This is a genomic window from Erwinia artemisiae, from assembly GCF_051400835.1.
GTDB lineage: Bacteria > Pseudomonadota > Gammaproteobacteria > Enterobacterales > Enterobacteriaceae > Erwinia > Erwinia aeris.
Window position 1 is genome coordinate 123,141 of sequence record NZ_JBLFFM010000005.1, and the last position, 24,683, is coordinate 147,823.

A 24,683-nucleotide genomic window follows, 5' to 3' on the forward strand; every position below is an offset into this window, starting at 1 on the left:
GATAATCAGTGCGAAACGGCGCGGGAAAGCGTGTTGATAATAACCACGCCGACGATGATAAATGCCATGCCGATTAGCGCGGGCAGATCCAGCCGCTGGCCGTGCCACAGCCAGGCGACCAGCGAGATCAACACGATACCCACGCCCGACCAAATGGCATAGGCGATGCCGGTCGGCAGATGCTGCAGCGTCAGGGACAGACAGTAAAAAGCGATGCCGTAGCAAAATACGGTACCCAGAGTTGGCCACAGCCGCGTAAAACCTTCCGACGTTTTCAGCAAGGTGGTACCAATCACTTCCGCCACAATGGCGATAAATAAAATGAGATACATCATTATGACCGTTCTCCTGGGTTACCCGTTCAGTTAGAGGAAGAAGCGCACAGCGCTTCCGCGGCTTATCTTGCAAGAATCTGCCCCGGTTTTTTTGATCCCACGCATGACTCTCTGCGCCAACCTTAATACGGCCTTAACGGCAGGCAATAAAAAACCCCCGGCCGCTACGGCTCCGGGGGCTGGGGTGTGACGCGGCGCGTCAGATTTTGTCGCCAGAAGCTTTACGCTTTGTCGGATCCGCACACCAGTCGTTCGTCTCTTTGATGCCGCCATCCGGAGAGGTGTAGCCCAGGCAGCCCAGCACCGAGTCGAACAGCTCAACGTGACGATGCGTCGCGCCCACGCGCTGCTGCGCCTGCAGGCGTTCAAAGCGGCTCTGGTTAGCCGGGTCTGCCAGATACTTATCGGAAGCCCACACGATCATCGGCACGCGGAACTGCTCCGGCGGCGCCATATGACGCGGCGTGCCGTGCAGGTGCATGTTATCGCTGATCGATTCGCCGTGGTCGGCCGCGTAGAAGACAATCGCTTTCTTATCGCGCAGCTGATCGAACACGCTTTCCAGCACCGTATCCGTATAAAGTACCGAGTTATCAAAGGCGTTGATCAGCATCGCTTTGCTGCATTTATCGTCCACGCCCATACATTCAGGCTGATAACGGGCAAACTCGCGCGGATAGCGCTGCGAGTAAAGGTAGTGCGAGCCTTTGGTATGCAGCACCACCAGATGCTTGCCTTCAGGATGGCGATCGAGCGACTTTTTCAACTCCGGCACCAGCAGCATATCGTCCACCGACTTGCCCTGGTTCTGCTTTTCCGAACCAATCTGCTCGCGGAACGCGAAGTTATCCGCATCGGTATTGTTATAGAACCAGACTTCACTTTGCATAGCGAAAAGCTCCGAGCTAAAGCCCAGCGACTTCATCACCGCAAAAACGTTCTGTTCTTTCAGCGTGCGGCCTGGCCCTTCATCGGTGCCGCCTTCACGCACGAACATACAGCGCAGCGAAAGCTTGGTTGCGGTGTCGCAGGATTCCCCCCGGAACGCCACCAGGTTTTTCTCGTGGGAAAGCTTTGGCGTGGTATCGCGGTTATAGCCCAGCAGGCCCATATGATCCCAGCGGGTGGTTTCGCCAATCACGAATACCACATAGGTGTCGTCCAGCCCGGCCGGTGCGTTATAGGTAAACTGCTTTGCCGGATCGAACAGGTCTTTACCGTCCATCGTCTCGTCGTAGCTGGTGTAGGCAAACAGCCCCAGCGCCGACAGCCAGTTGGAAGGCAGATAAGAGTGCGCCACCACGCCGCCATAGCTCGGCAGATCGACATTGGTCAGCTTCTCGTTGATGTTCTGCTGCTTGTCGAAATAGCGGATAGGCAGCCAGACCAGCGCCACGGCCAGCAGCAGCACGCCCAGCGGCTTCAGGCGCTGTCCCGGCGTTTTCAGCTGCTCAATCAGCGTCAGGCGCAGCGAGTTGCGCCAGATCAGCAGCAGCGGCAGCGCGCTGACCAGCACCATCCACAGCACAAAATGGTAGCCAATCACCTCTTTCGACAAATCGGTATCCGTGGTCATCACCGACGCGACGATGCCGTAGCCGATCACCACGTTAAAGAAACTCATGTAGTAGCTGGCGGCTACCGAAATCAGCACCAGCGCGGTAGCGGTCACGCGCCAGAAAATTTTGCCGCCCAGCGACAGCAGCCGCATCAGGAAAAAGGTCAGCAGAACGATGGCGACGACTTCCGCCACGGCGGAAAGCCATTCCGCCACGCTGAAGTGGGCCAGAAAGGGATCGAAACGACGATAAAAAACGGGAATATTCAGAAAGATACCGATGTAAAACGCCAGCAAAAACGAGAGCTTTTGCTGCGTCAGTGTTTTAATGTAATTCATGCAACCTTTATCCCGGCGTAGCTTTAGAGTAAACGCTAATCAGACCATACCGTTTCGCCAGAGTTCGGTTATAGGGTCGATTATCACCCTGAGAAACTTTCCCCGGACGATTCTGAAGGGAAAAAATTCACCTCCACGCGCAAGCGGCGTAGTTAACCACATTATCGGGGATTTATCAGTTCAATCGCGGGAATAAGCAGAGAAACGCGGCGGGTCGCAGGGTTACAGACAGCCGGAGCGCCATAGCGGCTCCGGCCAGCGCCGTTATCAGTTGATGATATTCAGCGTTACGTCGATATTGTCGCGGGTTGCGTTAGAGTAAGGGCAGACGATATGGGCCGCGTCCACCAGCTTTTTCGCTTCCGCCGCGTCCATTCCTTCCAGATGGATATTCAATTTAGCTTCGATACCAAAACCGGTCGGCAGCGGCCCGATGCCCACTTCCCCTTCGATAAAGGCTTCTTTTGGCATAGTGATTTTGTCGCGGTTGGCGACAAACTTCATCGCGCCCAGGAAGCAGGCCGAGTAGCCAGCGGCAAACAGCTGTTCAGGGTTGGTGGCTTCGCCGCCCGCGCCGCCCATTTCTTTCGGTACGCCCAGCTTTACGTCCAGCACGCCGTCTGAAGAGGTAGCACGACCGTCACGACCACCGGTGGCTTTTGCTTTGGCACGGTAAACGACTTTTTCTAAAGACATCAGGCAACTCCTTTCATTGGGTTTTATATGCGCTATTAAATCGCGAGCGACTTAATGAGGCGTCTGTAATCAGTATAGACTTTCCGGAGCGAGACTACGGTCTAGCCGTTGAGGCTGTCGCGCAGGCTTTCCAGTTCGGCTTTCAGCACGCGCATTTTTTCCGCATCACAGGCGGCGGCGCAGCTGACGGCCTGAGGTAAATCGACCGCTTTATGGCGCAGCTCGCGACCCTGTTCGGTCAGCGTTACCACGACCTGGCGCTCGTCTTTGCGCGAGCGCTGACGATCCAACAGACCCGCCGCCTCCAGCCTTTTCAGCAGCGGCGTCAGCGTGGCGGAGTCCAGAAACAGCCGTTCGCCGATTTCGGAAACCGTCACGTCATCGCGCTCCCACAGCACCAGCATCACCAGATATTGCGGATAGGTGATATCGAGCGGTGCCAGCAGCTGGCGGTAAAGCTTGTGCAGCGCCAGGTTGGTGGAATAGAGCGCGAAGCAAAGCTGTTGATCAAGCAACAGTGGCGAGGCTTCCGCTTTTTTGTCATCTTTATCTGTGATCATGGCAAAAAATATAAATAGTGCGCTATATAATTGCAAGCGAATCTTAATGTTCAGGGGAGAAAACCGATGTATTCACTGGAAGAAAAGGCCCGACGCTACGCCAGCAAGGCTCATGCTGACACGGGTCAGCGTCGCAAATATACCGATGAGCCTTATATCGTACATCCGGCTGCGGTAGTGGAGCTGGTGCGCAGCGTAACCGATAACGAAATCATGCTGGCCGCCGCATGGCTGCACGACACGGTCGAGGATACGTCCAACACGCTGGCGGATATCGAGAGCCATTTTGGCGCGGAGGTCGCCTCGCTGGTGGCGATGCTGACCGACAGCAAGCAGCCCGACGCAAAAAATCGCGCAGCGCGTAAAGTGGCCCATTTTCGCCATACGGCACAGGCCTCGGGCGACGCCCAGACCATCAAGCTGGCCGATATCATTGATAACACCCGCTCGATTATTCATTACGATCCGCATTTTGCCCGCGTTTATCTGACAGAAAAACGCGTGCAGATCGCCTTGCTGAAAGACGGAAATGAAGCGCTGTGGCGGCAGGCTTCCACTATTATCGAAAGCGGCATTGAGCAGCTGACGCAGGCGCCCTATTACGTGCCGCTTGCCTGGTTCACCCGCCAGCAGCAAAGATATCAGCTGCCGAATTAATCCTTAACCGGGATTTTCGGCGCTTTTCTGCATTAATTAACTCAAATCGGCGCCGCTGCCGCAGGCCGGCGGCATTAATTGGTAAGCCTGCGTCAACTCAGTGCCTATAATCGCCTCGAAAAAATAAGGGGCGTTATGCAATCTGATTTACTTTTTATCCGCCGCAAGGCGTTGGCTTTTATTGGCTGCGCGCTGTTTCTGGCCGCCATGATGGGAATGGTTTTTATCGATGTTCGCTGGATGAACGATGGCGTACACGAAACCTCATTTACTGAAATCGCTCAGGAACTGATGCTGCTGGCTATCGCGCTGCTCTATTTTCATGGCGCATATCGACAGCCTGCCATCAGGCCGACGCTGATATTAATCGGCGGCTTCTTCACCTGTATGCTGATCCGCGAGCTGGATTTCCTGTTCGACGAGCTGTCACACGGCAGCTGGGTGTGGTTCGCGCTGGCCACTGCCGCCGCGTGCGTCGTTATTGCCGTGCTTCAGCCAAAGCGCGCCGTGAAAGGCCTGGCCGATCTGCTGCGTCATCCTGCCTGGGGCATGTTGTGCGCGGGTTTGCTGACCATTCTGGTGTTTGCTCGCCTGTTCGGTATGCGCGACCTGTGGCAGCACCTGATGCTGGATGGCTATAACCATACGGTGAAAAACATGGCGGAGGAAGGCTGCGAACTGCTGGGCTATAGCCTGTGCCTGCTGGCTTCGCTGGGGTATCTGTATGGCGATCGGGCAAAGGCGGAATAAAAAACGCCGCCTTGCCAATACTCGTAAAGCCCGACGTTTAACGCCGGGCTTTTTTATAGCTTATTGCTTGTAAAAAATGTCGCCGGATTCCACTTTCAGGATGCGGCCATCTTCTTTAGAAATCTGCACGTAGTTGCCGCCCATATAGGTCCAGCTGGTGCCCTGCTCAGGCGCAGGCAGGTTGCGGGTTTTCCAGTCCACAATTTCATATTTTTTAGTGCGGTAGCGGTCAGGCACCACGCTGCCGATAGTGAAACGCTGGAAATCGGCAAAAAAGTACTGAATTTCATAAGGATGGGCCGGATCGCGCTGCGGCGCGGCCGTTTCGCCTGAAGGCGTCTGCGCCTGAGAAGGCGTTTGTGCTTCCGGCGCGATCGGCGCGGCGGATGGGGCATCCGTAGCTGGCGCATCCGTAGCTGGGGCATCCGTGGCTGGCGCATCCGTGGCTGGCGTATTCGCAGCTGGGGCATCCGCAGCTGGCGCGGCGGCGGCAGGATCCTGCTGCGTCTGAACATCTTCTGCAAAAGCCGTAGACACTAACGGCGTGGCAGCCAGTAAAAAAGCAGAAAAGAGAATGGACGTCGACTTACTCATGAGTTTCTCCGCTGAAAATGAAATTATCAGGTGGCACCGGTCAGCGAGGAAGCGCCACTTCGTCACGCGCACATTATCGTTTCTTTTCAGGCAAGGGAAGCAGGAAAAAGCGTGGTCTGCCCTTTTCGCCCAGCGTTATCTTTCGCGCAGCGCCTCTTTCGCCCGGTTCAGCGGTTTCAACAGGTAAGCCATAATGGTTTTGCTGCCGGTATGGATTTCCGCCATCGCGATCATCCCCGGATGCACCGGGAATTTTTTCCCTTTTTTATTAAGCAGATAATCTTTTTCGGTACGCACATAGACGCGATAGTAGTAGTTGTCCCGATGCACCTCGTCCTGGAGGGTATCCGGCGATATGGAAGCCACTTTCCCCTCAAGGCCGCCATAGATATTAAAATCATAGGCGGTCAGCTTGACCACGGCGCGCTGGCCCGGCGTGATAAAAGCCACGTCGCGCGGCGAAATCTGCGCTTCAATCAGCAGCTGTTCATCCAGCGGCACCAGCTCCATCAGGTTGCCGCGCTGCGGGATCACGCCGCCCACCGTGTTGACCTCGATCGCTTTGACGATACCCCTGACCGGCGCGACTATCGTCGTGCGCTTCAGCGCATCGGCGCGTCCGATGATGACCGATCGCTGCGAAGCGGCCTCGGCATTGGCTTTCGCCAGGTCCTCCCGCGCGTGCACGATGTACTGATTTTGCGCGTCGTTCAGCTTGCTTTGCAGATCGTTAGCCTGTCTTTTCAGCCGCAGCACTTCCACGTCGCTGGCCGCGCCCTGCGCCACCAGCGAAGCGGTCAGCTTAAGCTCGCGGTTGATCAACGTCAGCGCTTCACGCAGGCCGCTCAGCGTTTTGTCCAGGTTCTCCCTGCGCGAGCGATACAGCGCCGTCTCGGCCGCCACCAGATCGCCGTCCTCCAGCACCTCGGGCGGAAAATGCAGCTCGCTGCCCGCCGTTTCCGCCTGTAAACGGGCCGCCGTCGCCAGCGCCGCCCGCATTCTTGCCGTGCTCTCCTGTAGCCCGGAATCCAGCTGCGTGGGATCCAGCAATGCCAGCACCTGGCCCGCCTCCACCACGTCGCCTTCACGCACTTTCAGCGTTTGCAGAATGCCGCCTTCCAGCGACTGCACGATCTGCGCGTGGCTGCTGGGGATGACTTTGCCGACGCCGACCGTGACCTCATCCAGTTCAAACAGGCTGGCCCAGAGAAAAAACAGCAGCAGCATCGTCAGCAGCGACCAGACGATCAGCGCGCTGCCGCGCGCGGCCGTTTTTTTGCGGCCTCTGAAGCGTCCGCTCATGATGACGCCTCCGTTTTGCGGCGCGGCGCGGCCGGTTTAACCAGCAGCTGCTCCTTCGTCCCGTCACGCACGATTTTGCCGTTATCCAACAGTAAAATACGATCCACCAGCTGCATCACTGCCGGTCGGTGCGTGGCGATAATCAGCGTTTTCTCGCCCGACCAGGCCTTAAGCTTTTCGATCAGGCGGCTTTCGGCGGCGTCGTCCAGCCAGGCCGTCGGCTCATCCAGCAGCAGCACGGCGGGCTGGCGCAACAGTGCGCGGGCCAGCAGCAGCAGCTGGCGCTGCCCGCCGGACAAGCCTTTGCCGCCCTCGTGAAGCAGATAGTCCAGGCCTTCCGGCAGCTGGCGGATAAAGGTCATAGCGCCAGCGATAGCCAGCGCTTCCTGCATCTCCTCCTCCGTAGCCAGCGGCATTCCCAGGCGCAAATTCTGGCGGATGGTGCCGAAAAACAGCGACGAGGACTGGCTGACCAGGCTGACGTCGCGCCGGACATCCAGCGGATCGAGCGTGTCGAGCCGGACGCCATCCAGCAGCAGCGCGCCCTGCGTGGGCCGCAGCAGCCCCGCCAGCATTTGCAGCAGCGTGGATTTGCCAGATCCGTTGCGGCCCAGCAGCGCGATTTTCTCGCCGGGCTTGATGGTCAGCTTATCGAGCGCCAGCGCCGCCTGGGCGGCTTCAGGGCTATAACGATAGATAATACCGTCCAGGCTGTAGTCGCCGTACAGTTTTGCGCGATGCACCTGCGCCCCGCGCTCGGGCTGGTCTACCTCGCTGTTTAGCAGGCTTGCCAGCCCTTCTCTGGCGACTTTCGCCTGCTGCCAGCGGCTAAAAATCATCGCCAGCTGGCCCAGCGGCGCCATCATGCGCGAGGCCAGCATCGAGCAGCCAATCAGCACGCCGGTGGAGATATCGCCGTCCATCGCCAGCAACGCCCCCACCAGCACCACGCTGACATAGGCCAGCGTCTGTACCTCGCTGGTCCAGCTGGCCAGCAGCCCGCTGATAAAACGCTGCCTGACCGTCGCCTTGCCGATCGTTTCGTTCAGGTGGTTCCACTGGTTCTGAAAGTAAGGCTCGCCGCGCAGCAGCTTGATATCGTCCGCGCCCTGCACCGACTCCACCAACATGGCGTTACGCAGGGCCGACTCGCGCATGGTGGCTCTGGAAAGCTTCGCCAGCGGCCGCTGCGCCAGCAGTCCCGGCAGCACAATCAGCGGGATCGCCACCAGCGGCACCAGCACCAGCCAGCCGCCCAGCAGCCAGAGCACGATCAGAAAGAGGATCAGAAACGGCAGATCGGCCACGGCGGAGATAGTGGTGGAGGCGATCAGCTCGCGCAGCTGCTCCAGCTCGCGGATCTGCGCGATAAAAGATCCGGTTGATTTTGGCCGCGCGTCGCTACGGATGCGCAAGGCGTGGCCGAAGACCTTGTCGGAAATACGCAAATCGGCGCGCTTGCCCGCCCAGTCGGAAATATAAGTGCGGGCCATGCGCAGGATAAAGATAAAAGTCAGCGCAATCATAACGCCGCCAAACAGTACCCACAGTGACGGCACGGACTGCGAAGGAATAATGCGGTCGTACACCTGCATGGTAAACAGCATCGCCGCCAGGCCCAGCACGTTGATCATCAGCGAGGCGAACATGATGTTGATCCAGCTCGGCCACTCCCGCAGCAGCGTCTGCCACAGCCAGCTGGCGCGGTAAGGCTGAATATAGTCGTCGACTCTGGCGTCGGGCACGGCGGTTTCAGGGCGGGCAAGCAGCACGCGCTGCGCATAGCGGCCCAGCTCGTCCACGCTGAGCACGCTTTGCAGCTGTTTTTCGCCGGTCAGCATCACGCTCGCCTGGCCTTGGGCGCTCAGCGACGTAACCACGCCGACGCCGCGCGCGCCGAAATCCACCACCAGCGGCAGCCGCCAGGCGTCCAGCCAGTCGGGATGGAAGTCGTCAAACAGCACCAGCAGGCCGAGCTGGCGCGCCATGTTTTCAATCAGCTTGTCCTGCGGCAGCTGTCGCAGCTGCCACTCCGCCTCGCCTTTTACCCGCTCTGGCGAAGCCTCAAGGCGATAATGCCTGGCGATCAGCAGCAGGGCTTCCAGCCACGGCAGGTAGCGGCTTTTTTCAGCATGGCCGGTGGCGTCGTTATCTGAGAAAGGGTTGTTCATAAGGCTCATTTTTCACTGTTTGCCGCTGCGCCTGGACGGCCGGCATATTGATGCTGAAGGCGTCTCTGGCCATACCGGCCAGCGCAAGATAAGTTACTTCGGCGGCCCAAAGGTCGCGGCGGGCGTTGATAAGATCCAGCTCCGCGCGGCTGATTTCCTGTTCGGCGTTGAGCAAATCAAGCACGTTCCTGTTGCCCAGCGCCAGATATTGCTCGCGGTAAAGCGACCGCGTCTCGGTAATGGTGCGCAGCCGCCGGGCGAGGATGCTGATGTTGTTTTGCAGACCAGCCATGCTCTGAAACGCGCTGCGTTGTCGGTCGGTCAGCTCCAGCTTCTGGCTGCTGATGGTTTCTCTGGCCGCGGCCAGCGCGCGCGCGCTGGCGTTTTCCTGCGCCGCCAGCGCGCCGCCCTGATAGAGGGTGCTGTTCAGGGAGAGATAGACGTTTTGATACTGGCTACGGCTCTGATAGCGGGCGATATCGCCGATATATTTGTTGCTGCTGGCTTCCAGCGACAGCGTGGGATAACGCTGCGCTTTGCTGCTGCGCAGGTCGGCGCTGGCGATGGCGGCGTCGGCCTGTGCGATAAGGATGGTGGGGTTTCTGTTCAGATCGAGCGTGGTGCCCAGTTTGCGGATCAGCGGTTGTAGATCCAGCGGCGTGGCGAGCGGCCTGTCCGCGATCGGCTGGCCCAGCAGCGCCTGAAGGTGGTACTTCGCCTGGCGAAGTTTGATCTCGCTCTCCTGCTGCTGCGCCTCGGCCGCTTCGACGCGTGCCTGCGCCTGTACGGGATCGACGCGCGTGCTGGCGCCCGCCGTCGCGCGCAGCTGCGTAAGCCGTAAAATATCCTGCAGCGCCCTGACCTGTTTGCGTGCGTTATCAAGCTGCTGCGTATAGCGACAGACCTCGTTCAGCGCCAGCGCCGTTTGCTCAATCACGCTATCGACCTGCGCCAGCAAAGCGGCCTGCTGTCGCAGATAACCGGCCGTTGCCCGATCCACCGCGCCGCCGGTTTTGCCAAAGTCATAAAGCATTTGCGACAGCCCCAGCGTGGCGATTTGCCCGCTGCCTTCGTCCTGCTGTCGGCCCGAGGTAACCCCCGCTTTAATCGCGGGAAGGTAGCCCGCGCTGGCGTTATCGATGCTAAAGCCCGCCGACTCCAGCGAGGCGATGCTGCTGCTGATGGCCGGATGGTGCTGCACCGCCAGCAGGATCGCGGCGTGCCAGTCGACGGGCAGCGTTTTGCCGTCGCCCGTCGGCAGCATATCGGTCTGGTCTGCGGCGGCCTCAGGCAGGGTGTCCGGCGCGCCGGAAAAAAGCCCCCAGAATCCATCAGGCGCTTCTTTCGGCGGCGACGGCTGCGCAAGGCTGACACAAGGCAGCGCCAGCAGGCAGCAAAAGGCGGTAAAACGTCTTTCCATAGCTTCATCCTGAAAATCCCTGGCCAGGCCGGGCGGCAGGCGCGTCGCCCGGCGCTTGCTCAGCCAATAACGATATCGTCTTCGATATAGAGCTGCACCAGCGAGCCGTCGGCGGCCGTGCTGGTGTAGTGCTCGTAGCTGATGCCGTCCGCCAGCAGGGCCGTCGATTGCGTCCAGCTGCCGTTTAGCGTCACCGTATCGCCTTCCGCGCCCCTGACGTAGAGCGTGTTATTGTCGTCGGTGATATTGAACAGGCTTTCCGCGCTGACGGTCAGGCTGTCGTTAACGCTGTCGTCCAGCATATCTACGGCTTCGATATTGCTGACTCGGGCGGAGATAGCGCTCAGATCCAGCGAGCCGCTGCCGTGCCAGGCCAGGGTATCACTGCCGTCCGCGCCGTTTATCGAGGTGAAGTCGGTATCGTAAAGCTGGAATATATCGCTGCCGCCGGAGCCGCTAAAGGTGAGCGCGCCGCCCGCGCTGCCGTCCACCGTCACCCCTAAGCTGACGCTCAGCGACGCGCTGCTGCCGTCCGATAAGGTGTAGGTGAAGGTATCGGTATGGCCGCTTTGCGCGGCCGCCTCATCCGGTACGTAGCGGTAGTGGCCCGCGCCGTCGATAGCCAGCGTACCCCAGTAGCCTTGCAGACTCGCGGCCTCGCCGTCGACCACGGCGGTTTCGCCATTCTGACTGACGGAGACGAGCGTCAGATCCTGCATTTCTTCGGCGCTCAACGAGCCTTCAATCCCGGCGGTCACTTCGTTAAAGGTTATGCCTTCCTGTACGTAAAGCTTAATAGCCGTGCCATCGAGCGTGGCGCTGGTGTAAAGCGTATAAACGATGTTATTCAGCGTTTCCACGCCGCTGACCAGCCACTCGCCCGCCAGAGAAAGCGAATCCTCGCTGCCGCCGCGTACGTAAAGCGCGTTGCCGTCGCCGGTGACGCTGGCGATATCATCAACGTTCAGCGTCAGCACCGCCGCCGCACCGTTATCCTGAAGATCGATCGCCTCGATATTGCTGACCTTATCGGCAAGATCGCTCAGCCGCAGCTCGCCCTCGCCGCGCCAGACCAGCGTATCGTGACCGGCCTTGCCGTCCAGCACGGTCAGCTGCGTATCGTAAATCGCAAAGCTGTCGTCGCCGACCGTGCCCGCGAAGGTCAGCGCGCCGCCGCCCAGGCCATCCACCGCCACGCCCGGCGTCACCGTCAGCGTTTGCGTGGTGCCGTCGCTCAGCAGATACGTAAAGGCATCTTCGCTGCTGGCAAGCGGGATCGTCGAGCCGCTGGTCAGCGTATAGGTGTAGCTGCCGTCGCTGTGAATGGTCAGCGAGCCATATTCGCCAACGATCGTCGTACCCGCCGCCGCTACCAGCGTGTAGCTGGCCGCGCCGGTGACGATGCCTGCCGCAATAGATTTCACTATCAGGCCGTTATCGCTGGTAAAGACGGATCCGGCGCTGCTGGCATCGGCGGTAACCTGATAGTCGGTGGTGCTGACGATATTGACCGCCACCTCGATCGCCAGTTCGTCATAAACCGTGAGCAACAGCAGGCTGGTGTGGCCGCTCTGCGTGGTGTCGATGGTCAGACGATAAGTGCCGACCGGCTGGTCAGAAAGCGTCACGTTCAGCGCGCTGCTGCTGGTCAGCGCCTGTGAGCCGCCGGTGACGGTTTCCCAGGCGAAGGTCTGCCCGTTGTAGCGCTGCAATGACCACGTGGCCGACACGCTGTTATCGGCATCGATCGAGGCGCCGGAGACGCTGAAGCCGATCGCCTGTTGGTCGCTACTGCTGGCGATGACGAAGCTGTCGCTGATAAAACTGTTGCTTTCCTCCTCCACGGTAACCGTCTGCGCCACGCTGTCGCTAAGCAGTGTCACCTGGCCGGTGACGTCGGCGGCATTGTTTTCCGCTGCGGTTTCCGTGGCGCTGAAGGCTATTTCGCTGTCGACCAGCAGGGTAACGCTTTGCCCGTCGGCCGCGGTGCTGACGTAGCGGTCGTAGCTGGCGTTGTTAAGCACCTCGCTGCCGATCCACTGCCAGCTGCCGCCCAGCGTCAGCGTATCGCCAGCCTCGCCTTTCACATAAAGCGTGTTGTCGTCATCGGTAATATCCGCCACGTTTTGCGCGGAAATCAGCAAATTGCCCGCGTCGGCGGCCAGCTCGATCTCTTCAATATTGCTGACTTTGTCCGCGATCTCACTGACCGTCAGCGTGCTGGCGCGCCAGACCAGCGTATCCAGCCCGGCGCCGCCATCGATACTGGCGAAGTCGCTGCCGTCAACGTTAAAAAGATCGTTGCCGTCCGTGCCCGTAATCGCTTCTGCGGCGACCACGTCATATTCACTGCCTGACGAGCTGTCCTGGTAGCTCGCCGCCGAAAGCGCAACCGACTGCTGCACGTTGAGATCGACAGCGACGCCCGCCCCGGTCGTGCCTGTGTAATGCGTGTACAAAACGCTGTTTATCACCGTGGTGCCGCTGTTGATCCAGCTTCCCACCAGCGTAACGGTGTCGCCCGCTGCGCCGGTAACGGTGAGCGTATTCGCGTCGTTGGTGATATCGACCACGTCCTGAGCAGTAACCACCACGCTGCCGCTGCTTTCTGCCGCGAGCGCCAGGGTTTCGATATTGCTGACTCTGGCGGCGACATCGCTCAGCACCAGTTCGGCCTTGCCGTACCAGGCCAGGGTATCGCTGCCGTCCGCGCCGTCCATCTGCGCAAAATCCGTATCGTAAACCGCGAAAACGTCATTCGCCTCCGTGCCCTGGAATACCAGCGCGCCGCCATTGCTGCCGTCAACTTCCACGCCCAGGTTGACGGTGAGCGTGGCCGTAACCACCTTGCCGTTCACCCCTTGCAGCGCGTAGGTAAAGATATCCTGAGAGCCTGACGGCAGCGTGGTGGCATCCGGCGTATAGAGATAGGTGCCGTCGCTATAGAGCAGCAGCGTGCCATATTCGCCGACCAGGGTGATGCCGCTTTCGGTTACGGCAACGTAGCTGCTGTCGACGTCGGTATCGGCACTGCCGTCGCCCGCTTTGGCGTAAAGCCGGGTATAAATGGAGCTGAGCTTGTCGATGGCGCCGTCGATGCCCTCGTCGGTCAGCAGGTTGCCTGAAGCGGCCTGGCTGGCGGTGATCTCATAGTCCGTGGTGCTGGTTACGGAGACAGCCATATCCAGTATCACGTCGTTGTCCGCGCCCGTGGTGACGATGGCGAGGCGCCAGGTACCGGCCTCCTCAACCAGCGTCGATATATCCAGCGTCAGCAGCACCTCGCCGTTGTGATCGCCCGCCGGCACCACAAGATTATCGGTCGTTACCGTTGTCCAGCTGCCGTCGCTGCCCAGCTGCTGAAGTTCATAAGCGATGTTTTTCTCGGTGGCAAAATCGTTGCCGAACAGCCCCTGCCCGGTTTTCAGCGTCAGCGTGCCGGACACCCGATCGTCGGCGGAGACCAGCGTAAAGGCGCTGGTATAGTTCACCGTGCCGCCCGTTGTCAGCACCACATCCGTATCGCTGGCTTCGGTGGTGCGCCAGCTTACGGCTACGCTGGCGTCGGCAGCATTGGCGGAAGCAATATCCGTGACGGCGTCGGCGCTGGGATCGGTAGCATCCCAGCTGAGCGTCAGCGCATCGTTGGTGCTGCCGATCTGGATATAGAGCTGCGCTGAAGAGGTCTTGCCGGTGGCGGAGTCGGTCAGGGTATAGGTAAAGACTTCGACCTTGCCGATACTGTTCATCGAGACGGCAGGGATATATTCATAGCTGCCGTCGCCGCCGATCATCAGCATGCCGTACTGGCCGACCAGCGTAGTTTTGGTGATGGCGCCCAGCGTCACTTTAGTCACGTTGCCATCGCTATTGGTAACGCTGACGGAAGAAACCAGGGTCGAGGCGCCGTGCGGGATCGTGTCTGGGCCGTAGATCCCGTCCGCATCGCTCATTACGTTGCCTGCCGCCGTGGTGTAATCGGTGGTGGTGGCCTCTTCGGCCAGGGTATAAACCGTCTCCCGCGCTTCGAGATCGAAGCTGGCGCCAATGTTAATGCCCGCCGTGGTATAAACCAGCTGATAGGTTCCGGCGGTCAGACCGGACAGCGTCAGCGTGGCAGTATTGGCTCCTGAGCCAAACAGGCCGAACAGATTGCTGCTGCCTCCCTGCGAAACATCTACCCATTCGCCGGTGGCAGAGTGGTACTTTTGCAGGATCAGCGTGGAGTTGCTGGCAACGTTCAGGAAGGCGGACGAGGTAGCCGTTACGTTAAGATCGATAAAGGTGCCGTCCGCCACCACGATCGCATCGCTGACAATGGTGTTATTAATCGCAATCAGGCCGCTGTCGCTGATTAAGGTGCCCAGATCGTCCTCTACGCTGACCGGATAGGTAAAGCCGACCGCGGCCTCCGCGCTGATATTGTCCATTGCCGTCAGGATAACGGCCTGCACATCCAGGTTGAGCGTGGCGGACGGCGCGCTGCTGTTGCCCGCCCCATCCGTCACCGTAAACGTCAGCTCGTGGCTGCCATCGTATAATCCGTCTTCATCGGTAAACTGCCAGCTGCCGTCTTCGGCTACGGTGGCCTCTCCCACTTTTTCACCTTTGTCGTAAAGCGTGACGGTTGCGCCCGGCTCCGCGCTGCCGCTGAAGGTGGCTTTGCTGTCGGTCAGCGTCTCTGTGCGGTCTACGACGATACCGGCTTCATCCGTAATCACGATGGAGGCGGGATCGATGCCTTCCGGCGCGATGGTGTCGACGGTGTAGTCAATCGCCGCTGATGCGCCGCTGGTATTGCCCGCCTCGTCGATTACCTCAAAGGAAATATCGTGATCGCCTTCCGCCAGCGGTTGGTCCGGCGTGAACGACCAGCTGCCGTCTTCGCTTACCGTGGTTTCACCGAGCGCCGTATCGCCGTCGCTGACCACCACGGTCGCACCCGGTTCGGCGCTGCCGCTGAAGGTTGGCGTGGTGGCGGATGTGGCGCTGGCCGGATCGATGGCTGTACCGTCGGGATTGGTGATGATGACGGCCGGTGTTTCAATACCTTCCGGCGCGGTGGTATCGACGGTGTAGTCAATCGGCGCTGACGCGCCGCTGGTATTGCCCGCCCCGTCCACCACTTCAAATGAGAAGCTGTGATCGCCCTCCGCCAGCGGCTGGTCCGGCGTGAGTGACCAGCTGCCATCTTCGTTTACCGTGGTTTCACCGAGCGCCGTATCGCCGTCGCTGACCACCACGGTCGCACCCGGTTCGGCGCTGCCGCTGAAGGTTGGCGTGGTGGCGGATGTGGCGCTGGCCGGATCGATGGCTGTACCGTCGGGATTGGTGATGATGACGGCCGGTGTTTCAATACCTTCCGGCGCGGTGGTATCGACGGTGTAGTCAATCGGCGCTGACGCGCCGCTGGTATTGCCCGCCCCGTCCACCACTTCAAATGAGAAGCTGTGATCGCCCTCCGCCAGCGGCTGGTCCGGCGTGAGTGACCAGCTGCCATCTTCGTTTACCGTGGTTTCGCCGAGCGCCACATCACCGTCGCTGACCACCACGGTCGCACCCGGCTCCGCGCCGTCGCCGCTGAAGGTCGGCGTGGTGGCGGATGTGGCGCCGGGCGGAACGATGGCGTTGCCGTCGGGATCGGTGATAACAACGGCCGAGGCGTCCGGCACGTCCGGCGCGGTGGTATCAACGGTGTAATCAATGGAGTCTGAAGGGCCGCTGCTGTTGCCTGCTTCATCCACCACTGCAAAGGAGATATCGTGATCGCCCTCCGCCAGCGGCTCGTCCGGCGTGTACGACCAGCTGCCGTCTTCCTCCACAACCGTCTCGCCAATGATCTCGTCGCCATCGCTGACCACCACGGTCGCACCCGGCTCCGCGCCGTCGCCGCTGAAGGTCGGCGTGGTGGCGGATGTGGCGCCAGACGGATCGATGGCGGCGCCGTCGGGATCGGTGATAACAACGGCCGAGGCGTCCGGCACGTCCGGCGCGGTGGTATCAACGGTGTAATCAATGGAGTCTGAAGGGCCGCTGCCGTTGCCCGCCTCGTCGATTATTTCGAAGGAGATATCGTGGTCGCCCTCCTCCAGCGGCTCGTCCGGCGTGTACGACCAGCTGCCGTCTTCGTTTACCGTGGTTTCGCCAATGACCTCGTCGCCATCGCTGACCACCACTGTGCTGCCCGGCTCCGCGCCGTCGCCGCTGAAGGTCGGCGTAGGATCAGAGGACGCGCTGCCCGGATCGATGGCGTTGCCCGCTTCATCCGTAATCACTACGCCGGCAGTATCCACCCCTTCCGGCGCAGTGACATCAATCACCAAATCAACACTGTTGCTACTGCTGACGCCGTTTATATCGGGGCCAATAACCGTGATAGTGTGGGCGCCTTCCGGTAACGCTTCCGGCGTAAACGTCCAGCTGCCGTTTGCCTCGACTACCGCTTCGCCCAGCAACGCGTCACCGTTAGCGATCGTCACCGTGCCGCCCGGCTGATAATTGCTGCCGCTGAACGTCGGCGTGCTGTCGCGGGTCGCCTCGCCGCTGTTGATAATGTTGCCGCTGTCATCAGCAATCACTACGACAGGCACTATGCCTTCAGGCGCGGGGATATCCTCGTCCAGAATATTTTCTGGATCGATTACGCCATCTTCGCCACCGTTTTCGGTTTCGGTATTGCTCTGAGCGTCCACCACTACGTCCACGCTGTCGCTGACGCCGTTGCCGTTTATATCTGTGCCATCCACAACGATAGTGTGACCGCCATCCGCCAGCGCCTCGTTCGGCGTAAAGCTCCAGCGCCCGTTTTCATCCACGGTGGTTTCGCCAATGACGGCTCCTCCATCGCTGATTACTACGGTGGATCCCGGCGCCATGCCTTCTCCGCTTAACGTAAGCGTGCTGTCGCTGATGGTATCGCCGCTGTTGAGGATATTGCCGCTGGCGTCGGTTAAAACTATGGATGGGCTGACCGTGGACGCGGCGTTATCGTCGGATGAAGAGCCGCCGCCGCTGGAATGATTCGAGACGCCGATGCCGATCAGCAGCGCGGCTGCGCCAATCCCCCCTCCCGCAGCCAGCATGACGCTATTGTCCCCCACGGTCAGAAGTTCAGCGGAAGTATCGGTGAGCTCATACACGGCAGAAGCCGGATCATAGTCAAAGGCATACACGACGCCGTCCGGATCGGAGGCGGTCACGGCTGGCGGCACGTCAGGTGCGTAATTATCCAGCAATACCTCATAATTTTCGCCGGTGGCTTCGTCTGCCCATGTCAGCCTGAGGCCGCTATTGCTTTTGGTGGCTTTGATTTGCGCGGGAAGGTTACCATCATTACTGTGCACTTCAAAGGTAGAGGCGTTTGCAGGCGGCGTCAGAGAAAGAGGCTGTTGTGGAATTAAGTCGTGTCTGGCAATAACTTTACCGCTGACATCTTTGATGATTAATTGTAGGTTCATTTTTTCACCGATAATATATTTAAAATATATGAATAGCTTTCAGAAAATCACTACCCCGGTTTGAAAAAACAAATCATTACGGCCTGTTCAGAAACGGGCATCTTTTTATTGAAAGGATAAGCGCCAAAAAAATAGCTTAAAAAATTAAAGCAGAGTCAATAATATTCTGTCGTATTTACTCATTTTTTTATTATCACGACCGTGCATTAAACAGCGTCGGCTGCGCTTGTTTTTTTCTGGAAATAATAAGGCCTGATCATATCGCCTTTAAGGTAAACCCCTTTTCCGCCCGTCATCTGGCAAAAGGTAATAAAATCATGAGGTACATGCAGCGAAAGCAGACGAAACTGCAACAGCTGCATCACCTGCCACAGCCGTTGATTAGAAGATTGCAGTCCATGACGATCCCAAACGTGATAGAGAATATCTTTGAACAGTACGGCATTGTCGTTGGCGTTCTGTAACAGGAAAAGAAGCAGACGCAGCATGGTCTCCCGCAGCCGATATTCTTTGATAGCGCTGTGGTTTCTCTTATCGAAATTGGAAATTCTACGATGGCTCAGATCAAACTGGACGTATTGTCCAATGTAATAGCCTGCAATAATTTTCCCCAACGGTGCCTCCGATATAAGACGCTTACGGAAATCTTATTGCATTAATATTACATGTTTAAATTAATAATTTAAGCGCTTTGTTAAGAATGATAAAGATAAACAGATACATCTATACAATAAAATAAAAGCAGCATAAAAGCCTAATCAGTTTGTTCACAAGCCGTTAATAATAACATCTGTATAACAACATCCCAGAATTCTCCCTGTCGTGACGCCGTTTTTTACTTAACGGATTATTTTAACTTCCTGACAAATTCAGAATTTAATTCTGATAAAAACAATCAGGAACGAACCTGAGTTATTTTTATATAAATTAAATCAAAGGGTTACCTATAAAATTGGGTTTATCCTGGTGCGTAAAGATTTTGCTGTCTGTAGGTCAATAAACAACAATAAGGAGGATAAATACTGCTGTAAATCCTTGCTGACCGTCACGATTGTCCGGGCGTCAGCCTGTTGTCCAGCCAGTGTGTCGGGCGCGGAACCGGTATGACAGGTTCCCTCCCCCTACATCCATTTAAAATCGTATTAATTATTAATAACTTATATTCTTTTTAAAGCGGGTATTGCTTTGCAAAGACTTCGGCGAACCAGTCTATAAATACCCGGACTTTAGGTGAAAGGTAACGCCGATCGGGGTACAGAATGGATACGGGTTTAGTGACGGTGGCGTAATCGGTCAGGACTTCCGTCAATCTGCCGGCCTGGATATGCGGCTCTCATGGCGGCTTTCTCCTCCTTTATCAGACAAACCGGTAGCGCTTTTTTTCTTAGCAGATAAACATTAATGAGCACCGCTCATATTGTCGTTTTTCGATAAGCCATTATCAGTCGCGGTTATTTCAGTAAGATAGGAAGACCTTTCCTTCAGATAATCATTTATGACTCCTTCTCAGGCTGGCGCGCTGATGGCGACTCGCAAAACCTCCGGCTTTCTTTTTGTCGCTATTCTTAGCGCATTAATGGCCTTTACCTCGTTATCCACCGATATCTATCTGCCCGCCATGCCCATAATGGCAAAAGAATTACAGGGCAATGTGGAATTAACCATTACCGGTTTTTTGATTGGCTTTTGCCTGGCCCAGCTGATTTGGGGGCCGTTGAGCGACCATTTTGGCCGTCGGCTACCGCTGTTTATCGGCATGGCGCTGTTTATTATCGGCTCGGCGGGCTGCGCGCTTTCCACGACCCTGACGCAGATTGTTTTCTGGCGCGTATTTCAGGCTTTGGGTGCCTGTACCGGCCCGATGCTGGCGCGCGCGATGATCCGCGATCTGTACAGCCGTACCCGCGCAGCACAGATGCTCTCTACGCTGATGGTTATTATGGCGATTGCGCCGATTATCGGCCCGCTGCTGGGCGGACAAATGATTAAGGTCGCCTCCTGGCATGCTATTTTCTGGCTGCTGGCCGTGATTGGCGTGCTAATGCTGATACTGTTAGCCTGGCTGCCGGAAACGCTGCCCGCAGAGAAACGCGTCAGGGCGTCTTTAACCAGCGCCTTTCATAACTATGCTCTGCTGCTGAAAAACAGCCAGTTTATGCGCTATACGCTCTGCGTAACCTTCTATTACGTGGCCGCCTACGCGTTTATTACCGGCTCGCCTTTTGTCTACATTACTTATTTCGGCATCGACCCGCAGTATTACGGCTGGCTGTTTGCGCTGAATATTGTTGGCGTGATGAGCGTCAGCCTGGTTAACCGGCGCCTGGTGCATCGCTATCCGCTTGAAACCCTGCTGAAATTCGCCGTGGTCGTTGCGGCCGTCGCCACCCTGGTGCTGGCGCTGGCTGCAAAACTGGCTATCGGCGGTGCCGTACTGATTGCGCTGCCGATTTTTATTTTTTTCGCCATGAACGGCATTGTCGCCGCCACGTCGACGGCCGCCGCGCTGGATAGCGTGCCGCATATGGCCGGTTCCGCCTCGGCATTGGTTGGTTCGCTACAGTACGGCAGCGGCATCGTCTCTTCCCTATTGCTGGCAGGGTTCAGTGACGGCACGCCCTGGACCATGGCCTGGATTATCGCGCTCTTTACGGTCGCCAGCGCGATGATAGCGCTGACCACGCGGCCGGGGAATTAGCCGGTCAGCTGCCGACAGAGATAGGTCAGCACTCGCTACAAGCCTGCCGCCGCTGGCTTCAGTTATGAGCATGGCTAATAAGCTCTTGCGCATTATCCCCTCTAATCGAATAAATCTTTCTGCCGTATGCTTTTTGGACTCGTAAACAAAAGGCAACGTCATGCAAACAGTCACGCTAAACAACGGTATTGCCATGCCCCTGCTGGGCTTTGGCGTTTTTCAGATGACGGATGCGGCAGAATGCGAACGCGCGGTTATCGATGCTCTGGCAACCGGCTACCGCTTAATAGACACCGCCGCGTCTTATCAGAATGAAACCCAGGTCGGTAACGCGCTGAAGCAGAGCGGCATTGCGCGCGACGAGCTGTTTATCACCACTAAATTATGGTTACAGGACGCCAGCTACGAGGGGGCAAAAGCGCAGTTCGAGCGCTCGCTGAACCGCCTACAGCTGGACTATGTCGATCTCTACCTGATCCACCAGCCCTATGGCGACGTACACGGCGCGTGGCGCGCGATGCAAGAGCGGCATCGTGTCGCTGGCGAAATCCGTCCGTAAAGAACGGATGGCAGAAAACATCAATATTCTCGACTTTACGCTGACCGACGCGGAAATGATGCAAATCGCCGCGCTGGATACGGCCACCAGCGCCTTCTTCTCGCATCGCGATCCGGCCATGGTGGAGTGGCTCACTAAACGCAAACTCGACGTCTGATGCCGTTCGCTAATCAGGCTCTCTGTTCAATCGCAAGGGGTTCAACAATGCAAAAACGTATTCTTGGTCAATCCGGGCTGGAAGTGTCGGCGCTGGGACTGGGCTGTATGGGGTTAAGCTTCGGTTATGGCCCGGCAACCGGGACGAAACAGGCCGTGGAATTAATCCGCGCCGCCGTCGAGCGCGGCGTAACTTTTTTTGATACGGCCGAAGTCTACGGGCCTTATTTAAATGAAGAAGTGGTGGGAGAAGCGCTGAAGCCTTTCCGCGATCGCGTGGTCATTGCCACTAAGTTCGGTTTTACCTTTGGTGAAGACAATAAGCAGCAGATCTTAAACAGCCGCCCGGAGCATATTCGCGAGGCGGTTGAAGGATCGCTGCGCCGCCTGAAAACCGACGTGATCGATCTGCTTTATCAGCACCGCGTCGATCCTGAGGTGCCGATTGAAGATGTGGCGGGAACGGTGAAGGATCTGATTGCCGAAGGCAAAGTAAAACACTTTGGCCTGTCTGAAGCGGGCGCAAAAACCGTTCGTCGTGCACATGCGATCCAGCCGGTAGCCGCGCTGCAAAGTGAATATTCGATGTGGTGGCGCGAGCCGGAGCAGGAAATTCTACCGGTGCTGGAAGAGCTGGGCATCGGCTTTGTGCCCTTCAGCCCGTTAGGCAAAGGGTTCCTTACGGGCGCGATCAAAGCGGGCACCGCTTTCGGCGAAGATGACTTCCGCAGCAAGGTGCCGCGTTTTGCCGCCGAGGCGCTGGAAGCCAATGAAAAGCTGGTTACTTTACTGGCGCAGCTGGCCGCAGAGAAAAATGCCACTTCCGCGCAAATTGCTCTGGCCTGGCTCCTGGCGCAAAAACCGTGGATAGCACCGATTCCCGGCACCACTAAGCTACATCGTCTGGAGGAAAACCTGGCCTCGGTCGCGATCCAGCTCGATCAAAGCGATCTGCATAAAATCAATCAGGCGCTGGAGACGATAAAAATCGTCGGCGAACGTTATCCGGCTGCGCTACAGGCGCGCGTCGGGCGCTAACGGTCAAGGCTTGCGGGGCACCGTAAGCCTTTTCTTTTCGGCGATTTTCCTGCCCTGCGGGCTTCCCGCCGTTAAGGAGCAGGCTAAGCCATTCTCCGTTGATTAACGCAATCTTTCGCTCGCCAGTTTATAGGCCTGGCTGCGTTCTCGTTTACCTACTGCTACCACGGCAATAATGAGTACATTATCCAGCACCTGGTAAACAAGGCGAAAACCGGAGGCCCTGAGTTGAATTTTATAGCAGTCTGGCATTCCGGATAATTTTGCTGAAGGTATGTGTGGGTTTTCGCGCAGCTTTTTGAGCTTGTTTTTAAATTGCTCACGCACGCTGCTGTCCAGCCCATTCCATTCCTTCAGCGCCTCTTCCCTGATTTTTACCGTATAGCTCATGGCGGTCAGTCCAAATCCAGATCGAGTAAAGGTTGGCTTTCCCTTGCCTTAACCAGGGCGGCCAGTTCCCGATCGTCAATAATTTCAAGCATTTGTTCGTAAAGCTGCGCCGGAATACAATAGAACGCCGGCTGATTACGGTTAAGAATGGCTACCGGAAGGCCGGCACCGGCTTCTACCGTAGCCATAGGGTTCTTTTTCAGTTCGCTGACGCTTGCGCTTGTATCACTGAGAATAATGCTAGCCATATTACCTTCCTGAAAGACCTGTTAAGCAGTCTTATTGTAGAGCGGCTCAAGACCTGTTAACAAGTCTTTTTATCATCATGTTGCGCTGGCAGGAGGCAGTCTCAGGCAAACTTTTTTCGTTTTGCGTTGAGCCGACATACTGTTGTCCTTCCCACACGCGATCCTGTCCGTTTATGGTCTTCTGCGCGGCGTCATTCCTCGTCATTATTGACGTCTCAGCCCTACTCAACGGAGTCCCAAAATGACCGCTACCGTACTGTTAGTGATTGACGCGCAGGAATCTTTCTATCATCGTGGCTACCGCGAAACGTCAGAAACGCCCGCTTTTGAGCAAAAGCTCAGCGAGCTGATTGCCGGCTGCCAGGCCAGGGAAATCCCGGTGGTGGATGTGTTCCACGTCGAGGCGGACGGCCCGTTTTCGCTGGCGTCCGGCCTGGTGAAGCGCCTGCCTTTTTTGCAGCATCACGCCGTCGCTACCGTGCAGAAAACAGTGCATAACGCGCTGACCGATTCCGGGCTGGCAGACTGGCTGCGTCAACATCAGGTTAAACATTTAATTATCAGCGGCCTGCGTACCGAGCAGTGCTGCGAAACCACTGCCCGCGTCGCATCCGATTTGGGCTATAAAGTTACCTTCGTTACCGAGGCGACCCTGACTTTCCCGATTACGCATCAGGGCATTACGCTCAGCATCGCGGATCTGCGGCACCGCACCGAAAGCGTGCTGATCAACCGTTTTGCCGCTGTCGCTACCGTGGAAGAATGTTTGCTGGCGCTGGCGTAACGCGTCAGCTGCACTGGAGAAAAAGTATGGCGGTCCCGGTCTGGTTTTTAACGCTGCCCGGCGTGATGACGCTGGATATCACCGGCCCGGCGGAGACGCTGCAGCTGGCCGGCGATGCCTTTAGCCTGCGCTATATCGGCCCGCAGGAGAGCGTGCCGACCTCGACCGGCATGACCATAGGCCAGCTGGCACCGCTGCCGGAAAACCTGCCTGACGGCAGCCTACTGGTGGTGCCGGGCGTGGCGGATTCCAGCGTCGCTTTCGATACGCCGCAGGCTATTGCCGCGCAGCACTGGCTGATGCGCCTGCAACCAGCCATTTATGCCAGGCAAATTACGCTGGTTTGTATCTGTTCCGGCGCCATTCTGGCGGCGCGCAGCGGCCTGTTGCGCGGCATACATTGCACGACCCATCACGAAGTCATCCATCGGCTGAAAAGCGCTGAACCTACCGCTATCATCAAAGAAAACCGCATTTTTGTGGAAGATCGCGGCATTTGCACCAGCGCAGGTATTACCGCCGGCATCGATCTGGCGCTGCATCTTATCCATCGCCTGTGCGGCCCGCAGACGGCGCTGGCGGTGGCGCGGGAAATGGTGATTTGGTTCCGCCGTTCGGGCGACGATCCGCAGCTTTCACCCTGGCTGCGCTATCGCAACCATCTCAATCCGGCCATTCATCGTACGCAGGATTTGCTGATTGCCCGGCCGGAGCGGGACTGGTCGCTGGAGGAGCTCGCCGGACGCGTGCACGTCAGCGCCCGTCATCTGACGCGCCTGTTCAGGCAGCATTTAGGGATTAGCGTGCGGGATTACCATGAACAGCTGAGGCTGGCGCTGGCCCGGCAGCGATTGCAGCAGGGCGAAGGCGCGGAAAAAGCGGCGCTGGCGGCAGGGTTTTCTTCTTCACGGCAGCTCAGGCGGGCGCTTCAGCGCTGGCAGGAATAAAAAAGAGCGTCGGCGATAATCCTG

Annotated in this window: 18 protein-coding genes and 2 pseudogenes; 7 read left to right on the top strand and 13 right to left on the bottom strand. The window is 57.8% G+C overall.

Translation table 11 applies throughout. The features are described from left to right. Nucleotides 1–5: 5 nt before the first annotated feature. The 4 genes from ACMGEE_RS13390 to ACMGEE_RS13405 form a co-directional block, all read right to left on the bottom strand. The gene (locus ACMGEE_RS13390; protein ID WP_301251515.1) at nt 6–335 is read right to left on the bottom strand and encodes an SMR family transporter; all 330 of its coding nucleotides are present in this window, start codon (nt 333–335) and stop codon (nt 6–8) included. Between the two features lie 199 nt (nt 336–534). Continuing rightward, entirely contained in the window at nt 535–2,232 is a 1,698-nt protein-coding gene (gene eptB / locus ACMGEE_RS13395) for a kdo(2)-lipid A phosphoethanolamine 7''-transferase (RefSeq protein ID WP_301730597.1), read from the bottom strand. Nucleotides 2,233–2,499: 267 nt separating this feature from the next. Next, entirely contained in the window at nt 2,500–2,928 is a 429-nt protein-coding gene (locus ACMGEE_RS13400) for an organic hydroperoxide resistance protein (RefSeq protein ID WP_125289275.1), read from the bottom strand. Between the two features lie 101 nt (nt 2,929–3,029). After that, nucleotides 3,030–3,488, bottom strand: coding sequence for a MarR family winged helix-turn-helix transcriptional regulator (locus ACMGEE_RS13405; protein ID WP_301251517.1), 459 nt, complete (start codon nt 3,486–3,488; stop codon nt 3,030–3,032). Between the two features lie 66 nt (nt 3,489–3,554). Here ACMGEE_RS13405 and ACMGEE_RS13410 point away from each other — a divergent pair, with 66 nt between their 5' ends. Together ACMGEE_RS13410 and ACMGEE_RS13415 are read left to right on the top strand one after the other, a co-directional pair. Beyond that, nucleotides 3,555–4,145 carry an HD domain-containing protein gene (locus tag ACMGEE_RS13410; protein WP_253456552.1) on the top strand — a complete coding sequence of 197 codons (591 nt, stop codon included), beginning with the start codon at nt 3,555–3,557 and terminating at the stop codon, nt 4,143–4,145. A 135-nt stretch (nt 4,146–4,280) separates the two neighbouring features. Then, nucleotides 4,281–4,895: a hypothetical protein gene (locus ACMGEE_RS13415; protein ID WP_253456554.1), complete on the top strand. Its 615-nt coding sequence runs from the start codon at nt 4,281–4,283 to the stop codon at nt 4,893–4,895. Nucleotides 4,896–4,955: 60 nt separating this feature from the next. On the opposite strand, the gene ACMGEE_RS13420 is transcribed toward ACMGEE_RS13415, so the two are convergent. The 7 genes and pseudogenes from ACMGEE_RS13420 to ACMGEE_RS13450 form a co-directional block, all read right to left on the bottom strand. Beyond that, a complete protein-coding gene (locus tag ACMGEE_RS13420; RefSeq protein ID WP_436830193.1) occupies nt 4,956–5,489 on the bottom strand; it encodes an RcnB family protein in 534 nt (177 codons plus the stop codon). A gap of 135 nt (nt 5,490–5,624) precedes the next feature. Beyond that, nucleotides 5,625–6,791 (bottom strand): beta-barrel domain-containing protein, encoded by a 1,167-nt coding sequence (locus ACMGEE_RS13425; RefSeq protein ID WP_436830194.1) that lies wholly within the window; start codon nt 6,789–6,791, stop codon nt 5,625–5,627. After that, the gene (locus ACMGEE_RS13430; protein WP_436830195.1) at nt 6,788–8,962 is read right to left on the bottom strand and encodes a type I secretion system permease/ATPase; all 2,175 of its coding nucleotides are present in this window, start codon (nt 8,960–8,962) and stop codon (nt 6,788–6,790) included. Before ACMGEE_RS13430 ends, ACMGEE_RS13425 begins: the two co-directional genes overlap by 4 nt. After that, nucleotides 8,940–10,382 carry a TolC family outer membrane protein gene (locus tag ACMGEE_RS13435; protein ID WP_436830196.1) on the bottom strand — a complete coding sequence of 481 codons (1,443 nt, stop codon included), beginning with the start codon at nt 10,380–10,382 and terminating at the stop codon, nt 8,940–8,942. Before ACMGEE_RS13435 ends, ACMGEE_RS13430 begins: the two co-directional genes overlap by 23 nt. A gap of 59 nt (nt 10,383–10,441) precedes the next feature. Then, complete coding sequence (locus tag ACMGEE_RS13440) at nt 10,442–17,839, bottom strand: BapA/Bap/LapF family large adhesin (protein ID WP_436830197.1); 7,398 nt, start codon at nt 17,837–17,839, stop codon at nt 10,442–10,444. A 206-nt stretch (nt 17,840–18,045) separates the two neighbouring features. Beyond that, nucleotides 18,046–18,453, bottom strand: coding sequence for a winged helix-turn-helix domain-containing protein (locus ACMGEE_RS13445; protein WP_436830198.1), 408 nt, complete (start codon nt 18,451–18,453; stop codon nt 18,046–18,048). A 554-nt stretch (nt 18,454–19,007) separates the two neighbouring features. Next, a pseudogene (locus ACMGEE_RS13450) lies at nt 19,008–19,169 on the bottom strand (LysR family transcriptional regulator); the annotation flags it as partial. Between the two features lie 165 nt (nt 19,170–19,334). Here ACMGEE_RS13450 and ACMGEE_RS13455 point away from each other — a divergent pair. The 3 genes and pseudogenes from ACMGEE_RS13455 to ACMGEE_RS13465 all read left to right on the top strand — a co-directional run bounded on the left by ACMGEE_RS13455 (nt 19,335) and on the right by ACMGEE_RS13465 (nt 22,290). Continuing rightward, nucleotides 19,335–20,537 carry a multidrug effflux MFS transporter gene (locus ACMGEE_RS13455; RefSeq protein WP_301730593.1) on the top strand — a complete coding sequence of 401 codons (1,203 nt, stop codon included), beginning with the start codon at nt 19,335–19,337 and terminating at the stop codon, nt 20,535–20,537. Nucleotides 20,538–20,697: 160 nt separating this feature from the next. Beyond that, nucleotides 20,698–21,253, top strand: a pseudogene (locus ACMGEE_RS13460) (aldo/keto reductase). 47 nt (nt 21,254–21,300) lie between these two features. After that, on the top strand, nt 21,301–22,290 hold the full coding sequence (locus ACMGEE_RS13465) for an aldo/keto reductase (protein WP_253456583.1): 990 nt from the start codon (nt 21,301–21,303) through the stop codon (nt 22,288–22,290). A 102-nt stretch (nt 22,291–22,392) separates the two neighbouring features. Here the strand turns inward: ACMGEE_RS13465 and ACMGEE_RS13470 are convergent, their stop codons facing one another. Both ACMGEE_RS13470 and ACMGEE_RS13475 read right to left on the bottom strand, forming a co-directional pair. Beyond that, nucleotides 22,393–22,680, bottom strand: coding sequence for a type II toxin-antitoxin system RelE family toxin (locus tag ACMGEE_RS13470; protein ID WP_436830199.1), 288 nt, complete (start codon nt 22,678–22,680; stop codon nt 22,393–22,395). 5 nt (nt 22,681–22,685) lie between these two features. Further along, nucleotides 22,686–22,928 carry a type II toxin-antitoxin system Phd/YefM family antitoxin gene (locus ACMGEE_RS13475; RefSeq protein ID WP_253456587.1) on the bottom strand — a complete coding sequence of 81 codons (243 nt, stop codon included), beginning with the start codon at nt 22,926–22,928 and terminating at the stop codon, nt 22,686–22,688. A gap of 241 nt (nt 22,929–23,169) precedes the next feature. Here ACMGEE_RS13475 and ACMGEE_RS13480 point away from each other — a divergent pair, with 241 nt between their 5' ends. Next, entirely contained in the window at nt 23,170–23,712 is a 543-nt protein-coding gene (locus ACMGEE_RS13480) for an isochorismatase family protein (RefSeq protein ID WP_253456588.1), read from the top strand. Nucleotides 23,713–23,738: 26 nt separating this feature from the next. Beyond that, the gene (locus tag ACMGEE_RS13485) at nt 23,739–24,659 is read left to right on the top strand and encodes a GlxA family transcriptional regulator (protein ID WP_436830200.1); all 921 of its coding nucleotides are present in this window, start codon (nt 23,739–23,741) and stop codon (nt 24,657–24,659) included. Nucleotides 24,660–24,683: the final 24 nt, after the last annotated feature.

What these genes read in the sequence shown, in the direction of transcription:
- ACMGEE_RS13390 (WP_301251515.1), bottom strand. Translation starts at nt 335, where the DNA reads ATGATGTATCTCATTTTATTTATCGCCATTGTGGCGGAAGTGATTGGT.
- eptB (WP_301730597.1), bottom strand. Translation starts at nt 2,232, where the DNA reads ATGAATTACATTAAAACACTGACGCAGCAAAAGCTCTCGTTTTTGCTG.
- ACMGEE_RS13400 (WP_125289275.1), bottom strand. Translation starts at nt 2,928, where the DNA reads ATGTCTTTAGAAAAAGTCGTTTACCGTGCCAAAGCAAAAGCCACCGGT.
- ACMGEE_RS13405 (WP_301251517.1), bottom strand. Translation starts at nt 3,488, where the DNA reads ATGATCACAGATAAAGATGACAAAAAAGCGGAAGCCTCGCCACTGTTG.
- ACMGEE_RS13410 (WP_253456552.1), top strand. Translation starts at nt 3,555, where the DNA reads ATGTATTCACTGGAAGAAAAGGCCCGACGCTACGCCAGCAAGGCTCAT.
- ACMGEE_RS13415 (WP_253456554.1), top strand. Translation starts at nt 4,281, where the DNA reads ATGCAATCTGATTTACTTTTTATCCGCCGCAAGGCGTTGGCTTTTATT.
- ACMGEE_RS13420 (WP_436830193.1), bottom strand. Translation starts at nt 5,489, where the DNA reads ATGAGTAAGTCGACGTCCATTCTCTTTTCTGCTTTTTTACTGGCTGCC.
- ACMGEE_RS13425 (WP_436830194.1), bottom strand. Translation starts at nt 6,791, where the DNA reads ATGAGCGGACGCTTCAGAGGCCGCAAAAAAACGGCCGCGCGCGGCAGC.
- ACMGEE_RS13430 (WP_436830195.1), bottom strand. Translation starts at nt 8,962, where the DNA reads ATGAACAACCCTTTCTCAGATAACGACGCCACCGGCCATGCTGAAAAA.
- ACMGEE_RS13435 (WP_436830196.1), bottom strand. Translation starts at nt 10,382, where the DNA reads ATGGAAAGACGTTTTACCGCCTTTTGCTGCCTGCTGGCGCTGCCTTGT.
- ACMGEE_RS13440 (WP_436830197.1), bottom strand. Translation starts at nt 17,839, where the DNA reads ATGAACCTACAATTAATCATCAAAGATGTCAGCGGTAAAGTTATTGCC.
- ACMGEE_RS13455 (WP_301730593.1), top strand. Translation starts at nt 19,335, where the DNA reads ATGACTCCTTCTCAGGCTGGCGCGCTGATGGCGACTCGCAAAACCTCC.
- ACMGEE_RS13465 (WP_253456583.1), top strand. Translation starts at nt 21,301, where the DNA reads ATGCAAAAACGTATTCTTGGTCAATCCGGGCTGGAAGTGTCGGCGCTG.
- ACMGEE_RS13470 (WP_436830199.1), bottom strand. Translation starts at nt 22,680, where the DNA reads ATGAGCTATACGGTAAAAATCAGGGAAGAGGCGCTGAAGGAATGGAAT.
- ACMGEE_RS13475 (WP_253456587.1), bottom strand. Translation starts at nt 22,928, where the DNA reads ATGGCTAGCATTATTCTCAGTGATACAAGCGCAAGCGTCAGCGAACTG.
- ACMGEE_RS13480 (WP_253456588.1), top strand. Translation starts at nt 23,170, where the DNA reads ATGACCGCTACCGTACTGTTAGTGATTGACGCGCAGGAATCTTTCTAT.
- ACMGEE_RS13485 (WP_436830200.1), top strand. Translation starts at nt 23,739, where the DNA reads ATGGCGGTCCCGGTCTGGTTTTTAACGCTGCCCGGCGTGATGACGCTG.